General features: G+C 34.1%; 10 protein-coding genes and 1 pseudogene. 3 read left to right on the top strand and 8 right to left on the bottom strand.

Annotation, left to right across the window (positions count from 1 at the left end):
* Positions 1–64: 64 nt before the first annotated feature.
* The 7 genes and pseudogenes from KDE13_RS06105 to pbpC all read right to left on the bottom strand — a co-directional run bounded on the left by KDE13_RS06105 (position 65) and on the right by pbpC (position 13,482).
* Positions 65–739, bottom strand: a complete 675-nt coding sequence (locus tag KDE13_RS06105) for a methionine ABC transporter permease (RefSeq protein WP_212143203.1) — start codon at positions 737–739, stop codon at positions 65–67.
* A complete protein-coding gene (locus KDE13_RS06100) occupies positions 739–1,695 on the bottom strand; it encodes a methionine ABC transporter ATP-binding protein (RefSeq protein WP_212141131.1) in 957 nt (318 codons plus the stop codon). Before KDE13_RS06100 ends, KDE13_RS06105 begins: the two co-directional genes overlap by 1 nt.
* Positions 1,692–2,494 (bottom strand): annotated as a pseudogene (locus KDE13_RS06095) (DNA-methyltransferase). The gene KDE13_RS06100 and the pseudogene KDE13_RS06095 overlap by 4 nt, the downstream one beginning before the upstream one ends.
* Positions 2,487–3,305, bottom strand: coding sequence for a type II restriction endonuclease (locus tag KDE13_RS06090; protein ID WP_411508639.1), 819 nt, complete (start codon positions 3,303–3,305; stop codon positions 2,487–2,489). The pseudogene KDE13_RS06095 and the gene KDE13_RS06090 overlap by 8 nt, the downstream one beginning before the upstream one ends.
* A 5-nt stretch (positions 3,306–3,310) precedes the next feature.
* Complete coding sequence (locus KDE13_RS06085) at positions 3,311–5,992, bottom strand: valine--tRNA ligase (RefSeq protein ID WP_212141133.1); 2,682 nt, start codon at positions 5,990–5,992, stop codon at positions 3,311–3,313.
* Positions 5,993–6,161: 169 nt separating this feature from the next.
* Positions 6,162–11,300 (bottom strand): alpha-2-macroglobulin family protein, encoded by a 5,139-nt coding sequence (locus KDE13_RS06080; protein WP_212143122.1) that lies wholly within the window; start codon positions 11,298–11,300, stop codon positions 6,162–6,164.
* Position 11,301: 1 nt separating this feature from the next.
* Positions 11,302–13,482 carry a penicillin-binding protein 1C gene (pbpC, locus tag KDE13_RS06075; protein WP_212143121.1) on the bottom strand — a complete coding sequence of 727 codons (2,181 nt, stop codon included), beginning with the start codon at positions 13,480–13,482 and terminating at the stop codon, positions 11,302–11,304.
* Positions 13,483–13,547: 65 nt separating this feature from the next.
* Between pbpC and KDE13_RS06070 the strand changes: the two genes are divergently transcribed.
* On the top strand, positions 13,548–15,599 hold the full coding sequence (locus KDE13_RS06070) for an ATP-dependent helicase (RefSeq protein ID WP_212143120.1): 2,052 nt from the start codon (positions 13,548–13,550) through the stop codon (positions 15,597–15,599).
* Between the two features lie 93 nt (positions 15,600–15,692).
* Here KDE13_RS06070 and KDE13_RS06065 read toward each other — a convergent pair whose 3' ends face one another.
* Positions 15,693–18,248 (bottom strand): YhdP family protein, encoded by a 2,556-nt coding sequence (locus KDE13_RS06065; protein ID WP_212143119.1) that lies wholly within the window; start codon positions 18,246–18,248, stop codon positions 15,693–15,695.
* Between KDE13_RS06065 and mltG the strand changes: the two genes are divergently transcribed.
* Both mltG and KDE13_RS06055 read left to right on the top strand, forming a co-directional pair.
* Positions 18,199–19,149, top strand: a complete 951-nt coding sequence (gene mltG / locus KDE13_RS06060) for an endolytic transglycosylase MltG (RefSeq protein ID WP_212143118.1) — start codon at positions 18,199–18,201, stop codon at positions 19,147–19,149. The genes KDE13_RS06065 and mltG overlap by 50 nt on opposite strands.
* Before the next feature lie 80 nt (positions 19,150–19,229).
* Positions 19,230–21,422 carry an NADP-dependent isocitrate dehydrogenase gene (locus tag KDE13_RS06055; RefSeq protein WP_212143117.1) on the top strand — a complete coding sequence of 731 codons (2,193 nt, stop codon included), beginning with the start codon at positions 19,230–19,232 and terminating at the stop codon, positions 21,420–21,422.
* Position 21,423: the final 1 nt, after the last annotated feature.

The raw sequence follows: 21,423 nt of genomic DNA, 5'->3' as shown, positions 1-21,423 counted from the left end.
CTTTCAACTAAAATATTTGGACGCAATTGTAAAGAAAAAAAGATTAAAATCAGATTAAATTTCACTATTTTTTTGTGATTTTGTATAGATAATTACCAAAAATTTGAAAAATTTGTACCATAATTATCAAAATCACGACTGTATAAAACATAATATCAGGTCTAAAACGTTGGTAGCCATAGTTTATTGCAACTGCACCAAGCCCACCACCACCTACCGCTCCAGCCATCGCCGAAAAGCCTATATTTACGATAAGCGTGAGTGTAAAGGCTGCTATTATGCCAGGTAAAGCCTCAATAAACATTATGCGAAATATGATTTGAAAATTTGATGCTCCAAAGCTTTTTGCCGCTTCTATTATGCCACGGTCTATCTCTTTTAGTGAGTTTTCAATGAGTCTTGCGACAAATGGAGCAGCTCCTATAGTAAGTGGAACTATTGCAGCTGTCGTACCAATACTTGTGCCTACGATGAGTTTTGTGATAGGGAAAAGCACGATAATGAGTATGATAAATGGAAAACTTCTAAGCATATTTACCGCTACGTCAAGCACAAAGTAGCACTTTACATTTGGTTTTAGTCCATCTTTGCTCCAAAGTATGAGTAACACCGCAGGTATCATACCTATAACAAAAGCTAAGAATGTAGAAACTAAGCTCATATAAAGCGTCTCATTTATGGCTGGGAGCAGTATACGAGAAAAAATATCAGGAAATTTTGCCAAATCTATACCAAACATCACGCTACCTCCCATAAAACGCCACTTTTTGAGATAAAATCAATAATCTTTTCTCTATCGCTCTCATCTACGTTTATGACTAAATTTCCAAGTACATGCTCATTTAGTCGTTCCAGTTTTCCCCAAACGATGTTAAAATTTATATCAAGCTCCCTTGCCATCGTTGTTATTAGGCTATTTTGTGCGACCTCTTTTGGAAAATAAAGTCTTATATTTATGCCATTTTCAGGCAGAATCTCTTCTTCTCCTAAAAACTCTTTCATCTTTAAATCAGGCTTTAAAAATAGCTCTTCAATGCTACCACTACCAATTATCCTTCCGTGCTCTAGTAGTAAGGCACGAGAGGCGATGCTTTTAACTACGTCCATCTCGTGAGTAACTAAAACTACGCTTATACCAAGTTCTTTATTTATCTGTTTAAGTAGCTCTAAAATAGACTTTGTAGTATTTGGATCAAGTGCCGATGTTGCCTCGTCGCTAAGTAAAATTTTTGGACTTAATGCTAAGGCTCTAGCTATGGCTACACGCTGTTTTTGACCGCCACTTAGTGAGTTTGGATAGACATCTTTTTTGCTCTCAAGACCAACTAAATTTAAAAGCTCATTTACTCTTGATCGTATCTCGCTATCCTTTGCACCCCAAAATCTAAGCGGAGTAGCCACGTTTTCAAATACGCTTTTACGACTCATTAGTGCAAAATGCTGAAATATCATACCTATATTTTTACGAAAATGCCTAAGCTCATCGCCTTTTATATCTTTTATCTCCTTGCCAAAGACTTTAAGCGAACCATCTGAATAATCCTCCAAGCCGTTTATGCAACGAAGCAGAGTTGATTTGCCAGCACCACTGTGTCCGACTATGGCATAAATTTCACCACTACCTATCTCAAGGCTTACATTATCTATCGTAAGAACATCGCCGTAATATTTTTTTAAATTTGAAATTTTAATCATAATAAACTTGCCTTATTTAAGCTTTTTAAATCTGAAATTTTGTTTAAAATCATCTTTTTGTTTTTCCTTAACTCATCTATTCTTTTTAATGAAATCTCATAAAATTCTTGCTCTTTTTCAATCCCTACAAATTTTCTACCAAGTAAATTCGCAGCAATCCCAGTCGTGCTGCTACCACTAAAGGGGTCGCAAACTACACTATTTTCATTAGTTGTCATTAGGATTAGTCTAACTAAAAGTGATATAGGCTTTTGCGTTGGGTGTTTGCCGTTTAGCTTCTCCCAAGGGGCGATCGAATTAAATCGCCATACATCTTTCATCTGTTTGTTATTGTTTAGTTTTTTCATAAGTTCGTAGTTGAAAATATGCTTATATTTCTCACTTTTTCTAGCCCAGATGATTTGCTCTGTTGAGTGCGTTAGATATCTGCAGCTAAAATTTGGTGGCGGGTTTGTTTTTTCCAAAGTTATAATATTTAAAATTTTATAGCCTAAGTCCTGCAGCATTCGTCCGACTGAAAAGATGTTATGATAAGTTCCGCTAATCATAATGCTTCCAATATCAGTTGGGCTTCTTTTGTGATTTTTGGCCACTCATAATTAAAATTGTCAATCTTTTTAAAGTCAACACCCTTGTCCCATTCACCTTTATTTACACTTAAAATTTTGCCACTTTGTATGCTTAAGCCATCATTTGAGAGAAAATATGGAGGATCGGCAAATATAAGATCAAATTCTTTTTTAAATTTTGGTAGAATTTCAAAGCAATTACCGTTGATTAGTTTAAAATTCTCAATCATTTTTTATCTTTTCTATAAACTCGTTAATGTTGGTTAAATTATAAATTTCAACACTATTGTAAGCTTCTTTAAGCTTGTTTTTTGCTTCAAGCCAGCCACATCCATCTGTAATCCAAGCAAACTCAAATTCTTTAAAATATTTAATCTTATTAGAAATTTCTATATATGCTGTTGCTACTTCATTTAGTTTTGAGCCACCTGTGTTATAAAAATTTGTCTCTATTAGATAGGTTGTTGTGCGACTTTTTATCGTAAAATCAAATTTTTTCACATCCCTGCCAAGATCAATATGTAATTTTGAAGTTTTAACTTGCTCGGCAAAATCAATATTATTTTTTTTAAAAATTTCGGCGATATAACTCTCCATAATCTTGTCTCTACGATTTTTTCTAGCATTTGTATCAAGCCCAACTTCAATACCAAAAAAATAATCACATAAATTTCTTATCCTACCATTTTTAAAGAGTTGTTCGAGTCCAGTCTCTTTAAAAAAATAGTAAATTTTTTCTGGATCTTCAAAAAAAGTATCAAGCTCTGTGGAGCAAAAATTTTTATCTAAAACATTAGTTTTTTGATCTCTTACTGCAATCAATAAATTTAAAATACTAAAACACTTTTTATTTTCATTAAAAAGTGCCTCAATCGCACTTCTTAAATCTGATTTATTTAGTAAAAAATTTAATGAATTTAGCTTTATCTCAACTTCTTTTAAATTTTCACTACATTTTGCAAAATCACAAAAATAATCTAGCCCGGCATTTGTTTTTATTAAAGAATTTAAAAAATCAGTAAAACTTGTTTTATTTGGCACCATTGCTATCTAAAGACCTTTAGTTCTTTGCTCACTTTATCAAATTTCTCCTGTGCGTTTTGCAGTGCTTCGCGACTAGTTTGCACGACTTGCTGTGGTGCGGAGGCGATAAATTTTTCATTATTTAACATACCGCTCAGCTTTGCTATCTCTTTCTCAAGCTTTGTCTTTTGAGATTGCAAACGCGTTACCATCGCACTAGTATCTACTCCATCAAGCGGTATGAAGCTTTGAACGTTTTCGCTTACATCTGTTATGGCATTTGGTATTTTATCGCTACAAAGCTCTATATTTTCGCACTTTGCAAGGAGTTTGATAAATCCAGTAAAATCGTTTAAATTTATATTGCTGTTAGTTTGAATATATGCTTTTGAAATTTTTGAGTTACCAAGCTCTATGGTCGCCTTAGCGCGGCGTATGCTTACAATGCTTTCTATCACAAGCCCAAAAGTCTGCTCGCACGTTATATCTCGTTCATTAATCGTAGGGTAACTTTGTATCATAATAGATGATGAATTTTCTAAATTTGTACCACTGAGTTCATGGAAAAGATATTCGCTGATAAAAGGCATAAATGGGCTTAGTAGACGCATACTCTCTTTAAATATTGCTCCAAGCTCAGCCACACTTGCTTTATCGGCCTTGCTAAGTTCTATACCCCAGTCGCAAAACTCATCCCAAAGAAATTTATAAATTGCATTTGCAGCGTCATTAAAGCGATAAACATCTAAATTTTCACGCACCTCGCTCACGCATGCATTAAAGCGACTTTGTATATACTTACCAAGATTTGTTTGCACCTTTATGTCACTTAGATTATCAAATTTATCAGAATTTAATAATAAAAATTTAGATGCATTGTAAAGCTTATTTGTAAAGTTTCGCACAAGCACCATACTGTCTTCACTAAGCCTTATATCACGTCCAAGACCAGCTAAAAGTGTAAGCGTAAAACGTAATATATCAGCACTATATTCGTCTATTTTAGTAAGTGGATCTATAACATTGCCACTACTTTTACTCATCTTTTTGCCATCTTTATCTTTGACTAATGCGTGTAAGTATATATCTTTAAACGGTAGTTTTGCAAGGGCGTTTTCACTTTGAAACATCATCCTTGCAACCCAGAAAAATAGTATATCAAAGCCAGTTATTAGCATTGTATTTGGATAAAATTCTTTCAAATCACTCTCAAACCATTTTATGTTTTTAAGCTCTTCGCCATTACCCCAGCCTAGCGTTGATATAGGCCACAAACCACTTGAAAACCACGTATCAAGCACGTCAGGATCTTGTGTAAAATTTTTAGATCTGCATTTTGGACAGCACTGCGGCTCATCTGTCTCATCTGCCCACTCGTGTCCGCATTCGCAGTAAAATACCGGGATCTGATGTCCCCACCAAAGCTGACGTGAGATACACCAATCTTTTAGCTCTCTCATCCATGCGTTAAAGCTATTTATCCAATGGCTCGGATAAAACTCAGCTCCGCCATCATTTACTTTTTTGATAGCCTCATCAGCGATTGTGCTTTTGACAAACCACTGCTTTGAGATATACGGCTCAACTACATTTTTACAGCGGTAGCAGTAGCCGACTTGGTTGTTATAATCTTCTATCTTTTCAATATGGCCAAGTCTCTCAAGCTCTGCTACTACAATGTCTCGTGCTTCAAGGCGTTCAAGCCCAGCAAATTTATCGCAATGCTCGTTTAAAATGCCTTTTTCGTCAAATATTGTTATAAACTCAAGGTTGTGTCTTTTCCCAACCTCATAGTCATTCGTGTCGTGAGCAGGGGTTACCTTAACAAGACCTGTCCCAAACTCCATATCTACGTGTTCATCGGCAATTATCTTTATCTTTTTATTTATTATAGGTAACACTACGCTTTTACCTATCAAATTTTTATAACGCTCATCGTTTGGATTTACCATTACAGCGGTATCGCCGAAATATGTCTCAGGGCGAGTTGTCGCGACTACAATATAGCTAAGTCCATCGTGAGTACTTTTACAAGAGCTAGAATTTTGCAAATTCATCTCATGATAGTTTGTTTTGCTTTGGTCTGCTAGATAGTATCTGATGTGATAGAGTTTACCTTTATTTTCTTTATGCTCTACTTCTACATCGCTTAATGCACCATCGTGAGTGCACCAATTTACCATATAGTTACCTCTGACGATCAGTCCTTTTTTGTATAAATTTACAAATGCCTTTTTAACTGCCTTTTTTAACCCCTCGTCCATAGTGAAACGCTCTCTACTCCAGGCTGGAGTGATGCCGAGCCGTCTCATCTGATATACTATCGTGCCACCACTTTGTTCTTTCCACTGCCAGACTTTTTTGACAAACTCGTCTCTTCCGAGCTGCTCTTTTGTGATACCTTGTGCTAAAAGCTGTTTTTCTACGACATTTTGAGTAGCGATACCTGCGTGGTCAAGTCCAGGTTGCCAAAGCGTTTTAAAGCCATCCATACGCTTATAGCGTGTCATAATATCTTGAAGAGTAAAAGTTAGTGAATGTCCGATGTGAAGCACTCCAGTTACGTTTGGCGGAGGCATCATTATGCAGAAATTTTTGCCATTTTTTTGTATATCTTTGTTACCATCTATCTCAAAATACCCACGCTCTTCGCAGATCTTATAAAATTTTTGCTCTATCGCTTTTGCGTCGTAAAAATCAGCCACTCTTTATCCTTATTAAATTTAAAAAATGTTAGATTTTAACTAAAATTTGTTTAAATCTTTCTTTTTATGAGTATAGTAAGAGCGGTGAAGTTGTTGATTAAAAAAGTTGCAGATTGATATCTAAATAAGTAGAGAAATCGGCGTAAGTCTAAACTCACGCCGATTAAATTTATTTTACAATAAAGCTTTTTTGAACTAGGTCATAGTCATTTTGGCTATCGTTATACATATTTTCAGTTATAGTCGCTGGTAGCGTGCATTTGCCGGTTAATACGACACGATACGGCGTAAAGATCACTCCGGTTTTCTCATCTAAGTTGTAAAAACTTATCACGCGATCATCTTTTATGCTTTGATACTCTAAATTTAGAGTATTTTTAGTCATTTTACCTCTTAAATTTGGATTAAGATTTTCATTTACTGCTTCAAAACAAGAACTAATCATTTCATTTATCACACCATTTTTGATAGCCATTTTTGAGCTGAGTGAAATTTTTGAGTATATCAAATCGTTAATTTTAAGACTATTTATGTCTATCTCTTTGCCGTCTTTATCGACAAAAGTGCGGTATATGTCAAGCTCTTTTGACTCTATTTTATGCTTTGGTTCAAGTGGGATGTGTGCTGAGCTTGAAATACCTATAAACAATTTACTGCTATTAAGTGGTTCTATATTGAATTTGCCATCTTTTGCTTTCATATTTATATTTACCAATCCAGTAAATTCTTGCGATTTATTATCATTTATTATTTTAAATTTATTTATTGTATCGCTTAAATTTGGCTTAAAATAAGCATTTAATGCACGTAATACAAAGGCTTTTTCTTGTGTTGAAACTAGTTCATTTAAATTTGTTATTATAGTATTTGCAAGTGCGTCTGAATAGGCATTTGGCATAAAATGAGTGGCGTGAAGATATAGTACAAAAGCTCTGTCTCGCAGTTGTGAATGAAAGTCTGATGGATGTTTTTTATCATAAAATTTTAAACTTTCATCTATGCCTTTGATAACTGCATTTGCTTCGTCGTTAAGTCCTAAAATTTTAAGCGATGATGCCATTAGATAGCGATTTAGTACATTTGAGGTATAAATTTTAGCATCATATGTGCTATTTATCATGGCTCTATCGATAGCTCCAGCCTTTGTGGCGACATACATCGCATATAATCTTTCAAAATCACTATCATAATCTAACTCACTTAGACTTTTGACAGCTCTATTTTTAACATTTTTAGCCACACTAAATCCAGCTTTATCAAGTTCTAGTAGTACGTCTGTAGCATATATAGAAGCAAAAACATTTGTATATCCTAGCTCACTCCAGTAGCCAAAACTACCGTTTGTCTTTTGCATTTTTACGATATCATTCATGCCAAGTGTTATAAATCTCTGCCTATCATCAAGCTCGGATTTACTAGAAAACTTAGCATTTAAAAGAGCTAAAATACGACTACTGCGTTGTTCAACGCAGCCATAAGGGTAGGCAATGAGATCTTTTGAGATGCCACTTAATAAACTTATGATCGAATTTGACGCATCAATATTTACACTCTCAAAGCCTTTTGGAAGCTTTATGAGTTTTTTGCCGTCTATACTTATGCTTTTTGAGTATGTGCTTAGTGGATAGGGGTTTATAATATCAAGTTTTGCGATATAGCTAAATGAGCTATTGATATCACTTACTATAATATTATAATCCGCTGCTCCATCTTTGATAGCTTTCATTTTTAAATTTAAACTCACATTTTCTAATGGTTTTAAATTTACATTTTTATCAGTTTCTAACTCTAAATTTTGGCTAGATAGTATAGAAATAGTGAGATTTTTATCTAAATTTGTTGTATTTATCAGTCTTAATTTAGCGTCTATCTCATCTCCTTTTAGCAGATAGCTAAGCAGGCTTGGTTTGATGATAACGTCATCTTTTACGGTGATTTCGGTGCTAGTTGAGCCTATTTTGTCGCTATTTGTTGCGATAGCATCAAGACGAAGCTTTGAGTTAAATGCGTTTGGTGTTTTAAATTTAAATCTCACACTCCCGTTTTCGTCAGCTTTTAAGCGTATTAAATTTGCAAAAGTCTGGATATTTTTGCTATCAACAGGGCTTTCGTGCTTGTTTAGCTTTGCGGCTCTTAATAGGGCTATACCATCGCCACCAAAATTTAAAATTTTACCATTTACCACATAGCTTGCGATCTTGTCGTAAAAATCGTAATCAAATACGCTATCGGCTATTTTTTTATCAAAAAATTTAAAAGGACTTGATGGCATTTGTGAAGTTATATTTAACACTCCCATATCTGTATAAAATAGGCTCACATCGGCATTTGGCTCAGTCTTTATCGTTACATTTACATCAGCATTGCTCTTTGCTTGTTTATTGGCAATTAGCTCTAGTTTTATATTTTTTTCGCTTTTGTCAGCATTTGCGTAAGTTTTTGCGTAAGTTCTAAATGGCGTATTTCCACCATCTGTTAAGCGATATATTGATGCACCGACATAAAGCCCATTAAAGTCAAAATCAAGTTTAAATTTAACATTTGCTGAGTTATTTTTGACTTTTACGATCTTATACGCTTTTACTCCATTATCTTCGAGTGTAACGAGTGCCAAACCATCTTTGATAACCGAACTTATATCCGCACTTAGCTCATCGCCTTTTTTGTATGTTTTAGCATTTAGCTTTATCTGTGCTTTATTTAGCTCTTTAGTTGGAGCTAAAGTTGAATAGTCCCAGCCACTTACATCTACATCGATACTTGCACTTGCACCGTTAATTATATCCGTCGCAACGATCGTGTATGCACCACTTTGTGTGAATGTGTATTCAAACGTACCACTAGGTTTTACAAAGCTATCGACATCTTCGAGCTTTTTATGCCATCTTGTGACGTTATATGTATCGGTTGTGTGTTCCCAAGTTGTGCGTTTTATATCAAATTTTAGCTCTTTTTGTATTTGCGTCTCATCTATGGCTTTTAGCACAACGCTTTTTATATTTAGTTTTTCATTTGGCTCAACAAGGCTTTTATTTGTGCTTATGCCGACTAAATTTTCATATGGGTAAAGTGTGAAAATTTCACTTGTGCTTATATTTTTACCATCATCATTTATTGTAAAATTTAGCACGGCATCTATCACACTGGGGATAGAATTTGGGCTTGTTATATTTAGCACGATAGGCTCTTGGGTTTTACCGTTTTTATCTAGCTTTATCTGTTTTTCAAATACGTCATAGCCATTATTTTGTATAGTTTTATTGATAAATTTATATCCTTTAAAATTTTCATTTTTATACTCTTTGTCATAAAAATTCATCGCAAGCGTTCCGCTCATATCACTTGCTGCACCGCCAAAGAGATAATTACTTGATAACTTTGCCGTAATAATACCATCTGCTATAAATTTATTATCAGGTAGAGCGATTTGATTTTGTATGCGTGTAGGTGTAAAGCTTTCGACATAAAAGTTATTTTGTGAAAGCTTTTTATTTGCATATATTAGGCTTAACGCAAATCTTCCACTTAGTTCACTTGTGATATTTTCATCAAAGCTTATCACGCCCACATCGTTTGTTTTAATGGCAAATTCGGCTATATTTTTATCTTGCGGATCTGTTATTTTTAACTTTATAGGCATATTTGCAAGTGGTTTAAAATTTCTATCTCTTAGATAGCCTACGCCCTTTATGCTCTCATTTGGACGTATGATATCAGATGCAAAATGTATATATGCATCAATAGTTTCATTTGCATCTTTTAACTGGTGCTGGGCATTTTCGTTTAAATTTTCACTATTGTTAAGTATAAGGAAATTTTGCTCTTTTCCAAGACTAACTACGACAGATTTAGCGTCTTTGTATATATCTTTTTTACTAAGATTAAAAACACCCTCATCATTTGTCGCTCCAATGGCGATCTCTTCATTTTTCTTACCATAAATTTTAACATTTGCGTTTGCTAACATTGTATTTTCACCAAGGCGATTTGCAAAGACAAAAAGCTCATTTTTGCTTAGTTTTGCACTTATAGCAATATCACTGAAAAATACCTGCTTTGAGATGTATTTGTCTTTATCATAATAAACATTGACGGTATATATGCCATCGTTCATATCTGCAAAGTCAAGCTTTATCTTATTTAAAGAAATTTCATTTATCCCGCCTTCAAGCTGATAGGTTTTACTCGTTACCTCTTGGCTTAAGTCGTTTAAGACTATATCACTTTGATCAAAATTTAAAAAATATCTATAGTTTGCATCACTAAGTTTGTCAATCACAACCTTTATCTCAGGTACATTTATGCTTTTTATACCGATCTGGCCGACATTTGAAATATACGGTTTGTCATTTATAAACTCAACAAATGGAGCAAAATTTCCCATTTTTACGTTATAAGTTGTATCATCTTTTATCTGCTTTTCTTTATCACCAAATCCAGCTTTTAGTGTGATCTCATAGCTATTTTGTGGCTTAAACTCATCGCTTATTATATCTATATAATAATAGTAACTTTTATCATCTTCTTCACGTTCATTGTAAGTATATCCGATATCACTTAGGCTAAATCTATTAATACCACTTATACTTATAAAATTTTTAAGAGCATTATCATCATAAAGCCACTCTTTTATATAAATTCTCGCCGCTAATTTGCCATTATTTGTGCTAATCGCAGCTATATTTTCTATATTTAAAGTCTTTGCTTTTGGATTTAATTCAAATTTATCTTGCTCATTTTTTTTATCATTAGCAAAGTCAAATTCCCACTCTTTTGTTAGGTTTGCTCCAAATTTAGAGCTAAAATTTACTGGTAGAAAAAATTTAGGTGCGGTTAAATTTTTATCCAAATTTATAAAAAAGCTTTTGCTAGATGCGACTTGAGTTGTAAAATTTGCGTCTTTTATCTGTAAATTTGATGATATCTCTGTTTCATTTACATCATCATTAAAATTTATTAAATAACGTGCGTTATTTACCTTAAAAACATCACGTACTTTAAACTCACCACTATTAAAATTGACATTGCTATCGCCCATTTTGCAGGAGTATTGAAGTCCTTTATGTAGATCATTTGTGTATAACATTAGCCCATCATCAAGGTATTGTATAGCACCTTCAAGGCTTGGCAAACACTCAAAAATTTTCTTATGCGTTATCTTGCCAACTAACTCATTACTTACTTTTTCAGTGGTTTTAAATATCACTACCTTTGGTGTATCTATTTTGATATTTTTATCTTTATCAAATGTTAAAGCATTTAAGCTTACAAGTGATATAATCGTTAAAAAAAGCCCTTTTTTTAACATTTTATCTCCTTATTTCTATCATTATTTCATTTAAATTTGAGTTTTCATCCAAGCAACTTAAAGTGTGTTTGCCATTATCTAATAATACTTCATTTTCAATTGCATTTTTTGTCTTTATAAATTCGCCACCGTCTATTTTTAGATAGATCTCATCACCCAAATACGCATAACATTTTAGCATAACTTTTGTGCTATTATCATCAGTTATTAAAATTTCACCATTATATGGAGTGGCAAATATGGGTTTTTTACTTTTAAGGACATCTATGCAAGGACTTTTAGCAAGTTCTGATTTACTAAGATAGCCATTTTTATACATAAAATCAAGCTCTTCGCCACGTAAATTCCAACACTTATCCTTAAGCTCTACATTTAGTATAACTTCATCAAATTGAAGATTTTTACATTGCGTAAATTCATATGCATCAAGGCATGTTAGTCGTTTGATTATGCCATTTGGGGTTGTCAAAAATTGCAAATTTTGTCTTTGTGAAAGTAGCTTAAATATATCAAAAACAACCTTTGACGCGTCATTTAGTCCAGTTACACCATCCATCCTTTTACCGTCAAAGTTGCCTATCCATACAGCTATCGTGTAATTTTTATTTAACCCGACAGCATATATATCGCGATCTGCATAACTTGTGCCTGTTTTAAAAGCAATTTGCGGAGTATCTTTTGCAAATTGCCATGCATTTTTTAGATATGACCTACTAGCTTCGCTCATCATTTTTGCCGTTAAATAGGCACTTTGTGGGCTAATAAGTGTAATATTTTTGTCTTGATTATTTAGCATTTTACCAGCGAATTCAAGCGGACGCAAAACTCCATCGTTTGCATATATTGTATAAAGATGAGCTAAATTTAAAAGTCCCATTTCACTACTACCAAGTGCGATGGACGCTCCATAATACTCCTTGTCAAACTTGACTAAATTTGCACGTTTTAGCATCTCATAAAGTGAATTTGTCCCTAGCTTTTCGTTTAAATTTATAGCAGGAATATTTAGACTAAGCGTTAGAGCATCAGTTGCACTTATACGCCCTAAAAACCCACCGCTGTAGTTGCGTGGAGCGTATTCGTTTATATAAATTTCAGTGTCTATTAGCTCTGATTTTGGTGTGATTAATCCATCATCAAGAGCTAATGAAAATATAAATGGCTTTAGTGTAGAGCCGACATTTCGTCGCATATTTAGAGCAGAGTTTTGCCCATTTTTCGCACTTTGCTTGTGCGAACCAATAAAGGCTACCACGCTCATCTTTGCATTGTCTATTACAACTGCAGCTGCATTGTTTGCGTTGTATTGCGTCAGGTCATTCATCGCAGTTGTTAAAATTTTAAGTGTATCATTTTGCAGAGTAAGGTTTAAATTTGAGTGTGTTAAGCCATTTTTAAATGCAGCGTCTGAGTAGCTTGGTGCGTTTTGTGGCACAGCAAATCTAACATTTTTAAACGGCTCATCTTTGGCACGTTTAAATTCGCTTAAATTTATTATTCCAGCTTCATATAGTAGCTTTACAACCCTGTTTTTTAGAGCATTTATATTAGAGCGTTTATCAAGGCGATTTTTATTTGGATTTTTAGGTATGGTACTTAGAAGTGCCATCTGGGCATAGCTAAGTTTGTTTAAGCTTTTGTTGAAATAAAATCTAGCCGCAGCACTCACACCTTCTATGTTACCACCGTAAGGTGCAAGTGTGAAGTAAAGATTTAAAATTTCATCTTTGCTAAAGTGCCACTCAAGCTGAAATGCACGAAAAATTTCTCTGAATTTATTTGCATAAGACCGTTTGCCAGGGTTTAACATACGTGCCACTTGCATACTTATAGTGCTAGCTCCTATGCGATTTTTGTGCGTTAGGTTGTGAATAGCCGAGCGGATTATCGCAAATGGATTTACACCAAAATGATAATAAAAATAGCGGTCTTCAAAAAGTAAGACACTTTGCTTTAATACATTTGGTATCTCATCCACCTCAAATCTCCAAATGTCATCATTTGCTAGCTTCATACGCACTATATTTCCATTTATATCGTATAAAATTTGCGATTTATCTTTATTTAATGTATCTAAATTTAAAGGATAAATTCTGTCAAATATGGCAAATATCACAAATGCCATAAGTGAGAATGCAGTCATAAATTTGATAAGTTTTAATATATATTTTTTAATTTTCATCAACGTGATTATAGCGGAAATTTAAGCACATTTGGATATAATTTAAACTTTTTAAAGAGAGAAATATGCCACTATCACGATTAAACAAAGAACAATATACCGCCGCTACTGCCCCAGCTGGGCATAATCTAATCATCGCAAGTGCTGGCACGGGTAAAACTAGTACTATAGTCGCTCGTATCGCACATCTTCTAAATTTGGGTACAACACCTGAGCGGATATTACTACTTACCTTTACAAATAAAGCTGCAAGTGAGATGATAGCACGACTTGAGCGATATTTTGATAAAAAAATTACATCCAAGATCACAGCCGGGACATTTCACTCTGTCTCTTATACTTTGCTTAAAAGTCTTGATAAAAATATCACACTCAAACAACCCAGTGAGCTTAAAATTTTACTTAAAAGTCTGGTTGAAAGGCGTAAATTTCACCATTTAAGTGATGTTAAGCCTTACGGTGGTGCTTATCTTTACGACCTTTACTCACTCTATCAAAATAGTGCTGAAAATTCCAAAAAAAGCGAGAGCTTTGCTAAGTGGCTTAGCCTAAAAAACGACGAACAAAACATATATGCTGAAATTTATGAAGATGTTTTGGCTGAGTTTGAGGCACAAAAAGAGCTTTTTGGCTACGTAGATTTTAATGATCTGCTTATAAAAATGCGAGATGAGCTAAAAAATAGCGATACTGTGGCTTATGATGAGATATTAATAGATGAATATCAAGATACAAATATGCTTCAAGGCTCACTAATAGACGCATTTAAGACAAAGAGTCTATTTTGTGTAGGAGATTTTGATCAAAGTATTTATGCATTTAATGGGGCAAATATAGAGATAATCGGATCGTTTAAGCAACGTTTCACAGATGCAAATATCTATGCATTAAATATAAATTATCGCTCAAGCTCAAGCATCTTAGCTCTTGCAAACAAGGTCATCGCAAATAATCCACGCCTTTATGAAAAACACCTATCTGTAAGCCGTGAAGGTACTTTTAAACCACCGACTTTGCTTGTATATAATGAACTTTTTGAGCAATATAGTGCAATTGCTGATATCATCTCGCTTTCGCCGTTTGCTCGTGAAAATATCGCCATCATTTTTCGCAATAACTCAAGTGCGGACGGTATAGAGGTCGCACTAAAAGAGCGTGGGATAAGTTCAAAGCGAAAGGGCGGTGTGAGCTTTTTTGATAGTCGCGAGATAAAAGCACTCATTGACATTGTAGGCATTATGATAAATCCAAAGGATATAATGGCATTTATCCACATTTGCGAGTATGCAAAAGGCGTTGGTAGTGCAGCTAGTAAAGAGATTTTTGACGCACTTTCAAAGCTTGGACATGGTAGCGTTACACAAGGACTGCTAAATCCTGATAGTAATGTAAGTATCGCTTCAAACAAAAAGCGAAACTACCAACTTGGACTATTTGATGATATTGATGAATTCGTCGATGTTTCACGCTTTAAATCCCTTAAATTTAGTGATAAATTTTTATCAAATCCGATACTTAAAATGCAAAAGCTAAGTGAGGGCGGGGCGATATTTTTATATGAAATTTATAATCTTTTGCAAGTTTTAAAGCGTACAACTCACCCAACTTCACTTATAAACGAGATTAAGAGTAGCCGACTTTACGAGCTTATAGTGGATAATTTAGCCACAAAACGAGCCACGCTAAAAAACGGCAACGTGGATCTGGCACAAAAGACAGAGGCGATTGAACGCATTATGCGTAAGTCTGTTATTTTAAGTGAGCTTAGTAAAAACTACTCGAATATAGAGAAATTTTATAACTTTATAGCACTCGGTAGTAACGAGATGAGCGAGGGTGAGGGTGTCAGTCTGCTTAGCATCCACGCTAGCAAAGGGCTTGAGTTTGATCAAGTTTTTATCGTAGATCTCGCTCAAAATCGTTTTCCAAATTTAAAATTAATGAGTATGGGCGGTAGTTTAGAAGAGGAGCGACGACTTTTTTATGTGGCGGTTACTAGGGCAAGAGATGAGCTTTATCTAAGCTACGCCAAATTTGATAAGATAAAAAAGGTAAATTATCAACCAAGTTGCTTTTTGATAGAGGCTGGTATGGCAAAGACTGGGGTGGTGGTTTAAAGTAGGGTGTTTAGTAAATCATTAAAGCACCCAAATAATTTAAATTTATTTAGCCATTTTTATAGATACTTAAAATTTGACTTATAAATTTCATCAATCAAATATCAAAAATGGAGCCTCAAGTATATTTCGTATTATCTTAAATGGTGATAGAAACGCATCTTGAAGTACTTGTGTTGAGTATTCAGGTTTATCTATGGTTCCGCGTATTTTAATAAGTGTTGAGAGCGAGCGATCTTTGCCTAATATTATCTGATTTAAAAGTGGAATTTTATCGATTATATTACTTGCATCTTTGAGTATTTTTAGTTCAAGATCGATATTTATCTGCTTTGTTTTAAAGTCTATCGTTCCAACGCCACCAATGTCTGCACTTGTGCCTATGAGTTCAACTGCGATCAGATGAAGCACCTCGCCTTTTTTTTCAAATAAAATTTTACCAGTTTTAACACTAAAACCTTTATCGTTAAAATCTGGAGTTTTTAAGCTAATAAGTGATGGGATCGAGTTAAGAAAACTTAATAATTTTTGATAAAATATATAATCCTTCAAAAAAGTATCATGACATCTTGCCTCGCCTTTAAAATCATCTCTTACACCAACTAGTTTTAGTCTAAATTTACCACCTTCAAAGCTTTGTATATTAAATAGTTTATTGACAAAATCACCGGATATATCACGTGCATCAATATTTATATCTTTATCATTTTTTATAAGCTCAAAACGTCCATTCTCAGGCATTCCGCTTACTATGAGTGACTTACTATTTTGTTGGACTTCATAGTTTTTAAATGGTAAAGTTCGGTTTAAATCACTTAAAATAATATCTGAGTTTTTACCATGTAAATTTATCGCTTGTTTTGTGTCTTGTGAAGTTGAGTTTGTATCCACTACTAAGTCTAAATCTCGCACAGATATGTCCACGCTCTTATTGTTTGCAGTAAAATTTACTAAGCCATTTGCAGTCTTACCGCTTGTGCCATTTGGAGTTACTAATATGCTAAAATCATCAATATCGTAGGGTGTTTTGTCTTTTTTATAAAATGGTAGGTTAAACTCAACATTTTTTGCCTCAATGCTTAAATTTGCAAAATCCTTTGTTTTTATGCTTATATCTTGCACACTCTTTATGCCTATTTCGCTTAGTAAATGTGAGTGAGCAATCAAATTTTTTGCATTTAGTAAATGGATAAAATTTTCCTTACCAAAGCTTAAGTTTGTACCTAAATTTAATAGATCTAACTTTGTATCTTTACTACTAAAATCAAGCTTTGCATATATATCTTGGTTTTTTAAAGAGAGTAGCTTTTTATCATTAGTAATTAAATTTAGACTTTTGAGTGTGCCGTTTATATCGCCACTTTTTTTATCTAAATCAATCACTGCAATAGCGTCAGAATTGAAAAAGTCCATACCAAAATTTTTAGCATTTATACGCAATAAATTTGAGTTTATCAGCTTTATCTCCGCACTCTCTGTCTTAAATTTGGCACCAACTATCTCAAGCATAGCATCTCTTGGTAAAAACACTCCATTTGCCGTAACTAAAAATGGATCAAATTTTATATCAAGACTTAATGATGCGTCCATTTTACCGCTAGTTTGTGACACTGGCACTGATATATCATAAGCCTTTAGTATGTCATTTATCGCACCATCATAGATCGCACTAGTCTTTAAATTTAGTAACAATCCAGCGGTTTTTTCATTAAAAATATCATATATAACTAGGTTTGAACCATTTAGCTGACGACCTTTGTATGTGGGGTTTGTTAGTTTAAAGTATAGTTTGCCCTCTTTTAGCTCAATATTTGCCTGTTTAACATCGACAGCTTCAAGACTTGAGGCAAATTTCACTTTTAGATCTTTTGCTATCCCTGTGGCGTTTAGCTCATTTAAGAAAAAGTCTGCACTCTTTAAATTTACCTTACCATTTAGCTCATTTATGCTGTAATCTTGTGCGATAATGTATCCATAAACCCAGTTTTTAACATCTTTATTTATACCAAATTTATAATCTAGTTCGTCCATAAAATTTCGTAATGAATTTGCTCTTATATCGTAAGCTTTGTATCGTATCGTATCGTCAATAAGTGCTGCGTCAATATTACCATTTATCTCGTGTGAGCTAAATGTCCCAGAAAAGGCATACTTTTTTTGTTTTAAATTTGCACTAGCAAGTCCAGCTATACTGACGTTAAAATCCTTAAAAGAGATATTTTTTATCTCAAACACATCGGTATTATCTTCGCTATGTTTTTGCACCCTTATATCTGCTCCAAAAAATGCACTATCCACAAAGAATATATCATCTTTATAAAATACCTTAAGCTCGTTTTCTCCTATTATTACGCTTTTTAATGAAATTTCTTCAAAAAGTCTATCGAGCCACATAACACTATCTGTTATACTTAGCAGATATTTGCTTGATTTTTTCTCATTTTCATTTGGCTTTAAATTTGGAAGCTTGATCCTATCAGCTCTAAAAATTAACTTTTTATCTAGTTTTATGTATAATTGTTCTAAGTCAACACCACCAACATTAAAGTCGGCGATCTTGATACCAAATTTTAAAAGTATTATAAACGAAAGTATAAAAATGATAAAAAATTTTATAAAAAGTCCATATTTAGCTATTTTTTTTGACATTTTTATTATATTTTTCCTAAGTATTATTATCTATTTGTCGCGTCCTATCAGCACTAGTCAAGTTGTATTTATCCCAAAAGGTAGCGTGGGTGAAATTATATCTTATTTATCTAATCGAAACTTTAATCTAAGCAAAATAGACAAATATGCTCTTTATTTCATCGGTCGTCCGCAGTCTGGCTGGATAAATATGCAAGCTCGTGAGCTTAGTAGGTATGATTTTTTGCAAAGGTTAACGACTGCAAAAGCAGCCTTACAAGACATTACGCTAATCCCTGGCGAGACGACTATTGTATTCTTAAACAATATCGCAAGTGAGCTTGGATTAGATGCTAAGAAGTTAAATGCCGAATATAATGCACTTTCTCCACTACCAGATGGATTTTTGATACCAAATACCTATAAAATTCCAATCGGCATCAGCGAGCGACATCTAGCATACTACCTTGTAAATTCATCTAAAAAAGCACAATCGGATCTGAGTATGAAAATTTTTGGTGAGTATAATGAGAAAAAATGGTTTAAGATCCTAATCATTGCATCCGTCATACAAAAAGAGGCGGCAAGTAACGATGAGATGCCACTAGTCGCTTCTGTTGTTTATAATAGATTAAACAAAGGTATGCGACTACAAATGGACGGTACACTTAATTACGGACTACACTCGCACGAGACCATCACGCCTGAGCGTATCCGCACCGATACAAGTGGTTTTAATACCTACTTAAATGAAGGTTTACCGCCGACACCTGTTAGCTCAGTATCGATCGACGCTATAAAGGCTGCGATAAATCCTGCTAAGAGTGAGTTTTTATATTTTGTGCGTGATAAAAAGACTAAAAAACATAGATTTTCAAAAAGTTTAAGCGAACATAATCAAAATGTAAACAGTCAACGCTGAAATTTAAATTTTAATATACTTTTATATAACTACTTTTAATAAAAAAATGTTAAATTTTTAAAAATTTTTAAAGGAAGATTATGAGCGATGTGATTATTTGGACTAAAACGGACGAAGCACCGCTGTTTGCGAGCTACTCGCTACTGCCTATTTTGCGGACTTTTTTGGGCAAGGTAGATATTAATCTGCAAGTAAAAGATATTAGTCTCGCCGGACGAATTTTAGCAAATTTTAGTGATATTTTAGGGTTGGATATATGCGATGATCTTGAGTTTTTGGGGCAAATGACAGAAAATAAAAGTGCAAATATCATAAAGCTACCAAATATTTCAGCGACTATTCCACAGTTAAATTTAGCTATTTCTGAGCTTCAAAACAAGGGCTTTAAACTGCCTGAGTATCCAAATGAGATAAAAAATGAAATAGATAAAAATGTAATAGACAGATATGCTAAAGTGCTTGGCAGTGCGGTCAATCCTGTGCTAAGACAGGGTAATTCGGATCGTCGCTGTGTGAAAGCTGTTAAAGAGTATGCTAAAGCAAATCCACACAGTAATGGCGTATGGGACGAGAGTGTAAAAACACGAGTTGCTTATATGAATAGTGGCGATTTTTACTCAAATGAACGCTCTGTGATATGCGAGAAAGATGATACATTTTTTATAAATTTTATCTCAAAAGATGGCACAAATACAACTCTAAAAGAGCTAAAAGTACTAAAAGATGAGATTATAGACGCAACTTTTATGAGTGTAAATGAGCTTAATAAATTTTATAAAAATGCCTTTGAAAGTGCAAAGAAAGATGATTTGCTAGTTAGCTTACACTTAAAAGCTACGATGATGAAGGTGAGTGATCCTGTCATTTTCGGACATGCTCTTAGAGTATTTTTTGCCGAGGCTTTTGATGAGTTTAAAGACGTATTTAAAGAGCTAGAAGTGAATGAAAATAACGGATTAAAAGAAATTTATGCTAAAGTTGAGAGTCTTACGGATGAGAGCTTAAAGACAGAGATAAAAACTAAATTTAGTGAAATTTTATCCGCTAGTGCAGGACTTGCGATGGTAAATAGCACTGAGGGTATTACAAATTTACACGTTCCAAATGATGTCATCATAGACGCTTCACTACCTGCAATGCTACGAAACTCAGGTAGAATGTGGGATAAAGACGGCGAACTTAAACAAACATTAGCGATAATTCCTGATAAAACTTATGCTAAAGTTTATGAGAGTGTTATAGCAAATTTAAAACGCAAAGGAGCACTTGATCCACGCAATATAGGCAGTGTTTCAAACGTAGGATTAATGGCTAAAAAAGCCGAAGAATACGGTAGTCATGATAAGACATTTATCGCCAATGATGATGGCGAGTTTGTTGTTTTAAACGGCGAAAGTAGAGAAATTTTTAAATTTAAGGTGCAAAAGGGCGATATATTTCGTATGACACAGGCAAAGAACGACGCTATACATGCATGGATAAGCCTAGCCCTTGAGCGAGCCAAACTTAGTCACGAGCCACTTATTTTTTGGCTAGACAAGAAAAGGGCTCACGATAAAAACATTATAGCAAAGCTAGAAAAACGCCTTAATGAGTTTGCAGATGTGAGCTATGAGATACTAGACTATGCCACAGCTTGTGAAAAAACACTAAATTTAATACGTGAAGGCAAAAACGTCATTGGTGTAACTGGCAACGTTTTACGTGATTATCTAACAGACCTTTTTCCTATTTTAGAGCTTGGCTCTAGCTCAAAAATGCTCTCAGTAGTGCCTCTTTTAAATGGTGGAGCAATGTTTGAGACTGGAGCTGGTGGCACAGCACCGATTTTAGCACGTGAGCTGATAGCTAAAAATCACCTTGCTTGGGATAGCTTAGGCGAATACTTAGCTCTTATCGCCTCTCTTGAATTTTTAGGTTCAAAAAATGGTAATAAAAAGGCAAAAATTTTATCTACCACTCTTGATAGTGCTGTTAGCGAATATCTAAAGCAAAATCGTTCACCAAAGGCTGGAGTAGGCTCACCTGATACTCGTTCAAGCCACTTTTACTTAGCACTTTACTGGAGTAAGGCATTAGCACAGAGTGAAATTTCAGATATTTTTAAAGATTTAGCACAAAATTTAGCTCAAAATGAAGATAAAATTTTAAAAGAGTTGAGCTTAGCACAGGATGTAAGTGTGGATTTTGATGGATATTTTATGCCAAATGACGAGAGAGCAATGAAAATAATGCGACCAAGTGTTACGCTAAATGAGATAATAAAAGGATAAA

Origin of the sequence: Campylobacter anatolicus, assembly GCF_018145655.1 — a bacterium.
Taxonomy (GTDB): domain Bacteria; phylum Campylobacterota; class Campylobacteria; order Campylobacterales; family Campylobacteraceae; genus Campylobacter_A; species Campylobacter_A anatolicus.
Note: the sequence above shows the minus strand (reverse complement) of the source record. Positions and strands in the feature narration are given on the sequence as shown.

Excerpts from the sequence above, each read along its gene's own strand:
- KDE13_RS06105 (WP_212143203.1), bottom strand. The coding sequence starts at position 739 with ATGTTTGGTATAGATTTGGCAAAATTTCCTGATATTTTTTCTCGTATA.
- KDE13_RS06100 (WP_212141131.1), bottom strand. The coding sequence starts at position 1,695 with ATGATTAAAATTTCAAATTTAAAAAAATATTACGGCGATGTTCTTACG.
- KDE13_RS06080 (WP_212143122.1), bottom strand. The coding sequence starts at position 11,300 with ATGTTAAAAAAAGGGCTTTTTTTAACGATTATATCACTTGTAAGCTTA.
- pbpC (WP_212143121.1), bottom strand. The coding sequence starts at position 13,482 with ATGAAAATTAAAAAATATATATTAAAACTTATCAAATTTATGACTGCA.
- KDE13_RS06070 (WP_212143120.1), top strand. The coding sequence starts at position 13,548 with ATGCCACTATCACGATTAAACAAAGAACAATATACCGCCGCTACTGCC.
- mltG (WP_212143118.1), top strand. The coding sequence starts at position 18,199 with ATGATAAAAAATTTTATAAAAAGTCCATATTTAGCTATTTTTTTTGAC.
- KDE13_RS06065 (WP_212143119.1), bottom strand. The coding sequence starts at position 18,248 with ATGTCAAAAAAAATAGCTAAATATGGACTTTTTATAAAATTTTTTATC.
- KDE13_RS06055 (WP_212143117.1), top strand. The coding sequence starts at position 19,230 with ATGAGCGATGTGATTATTTGGACTAAAACGGACGAAGCACCGCTGTTT.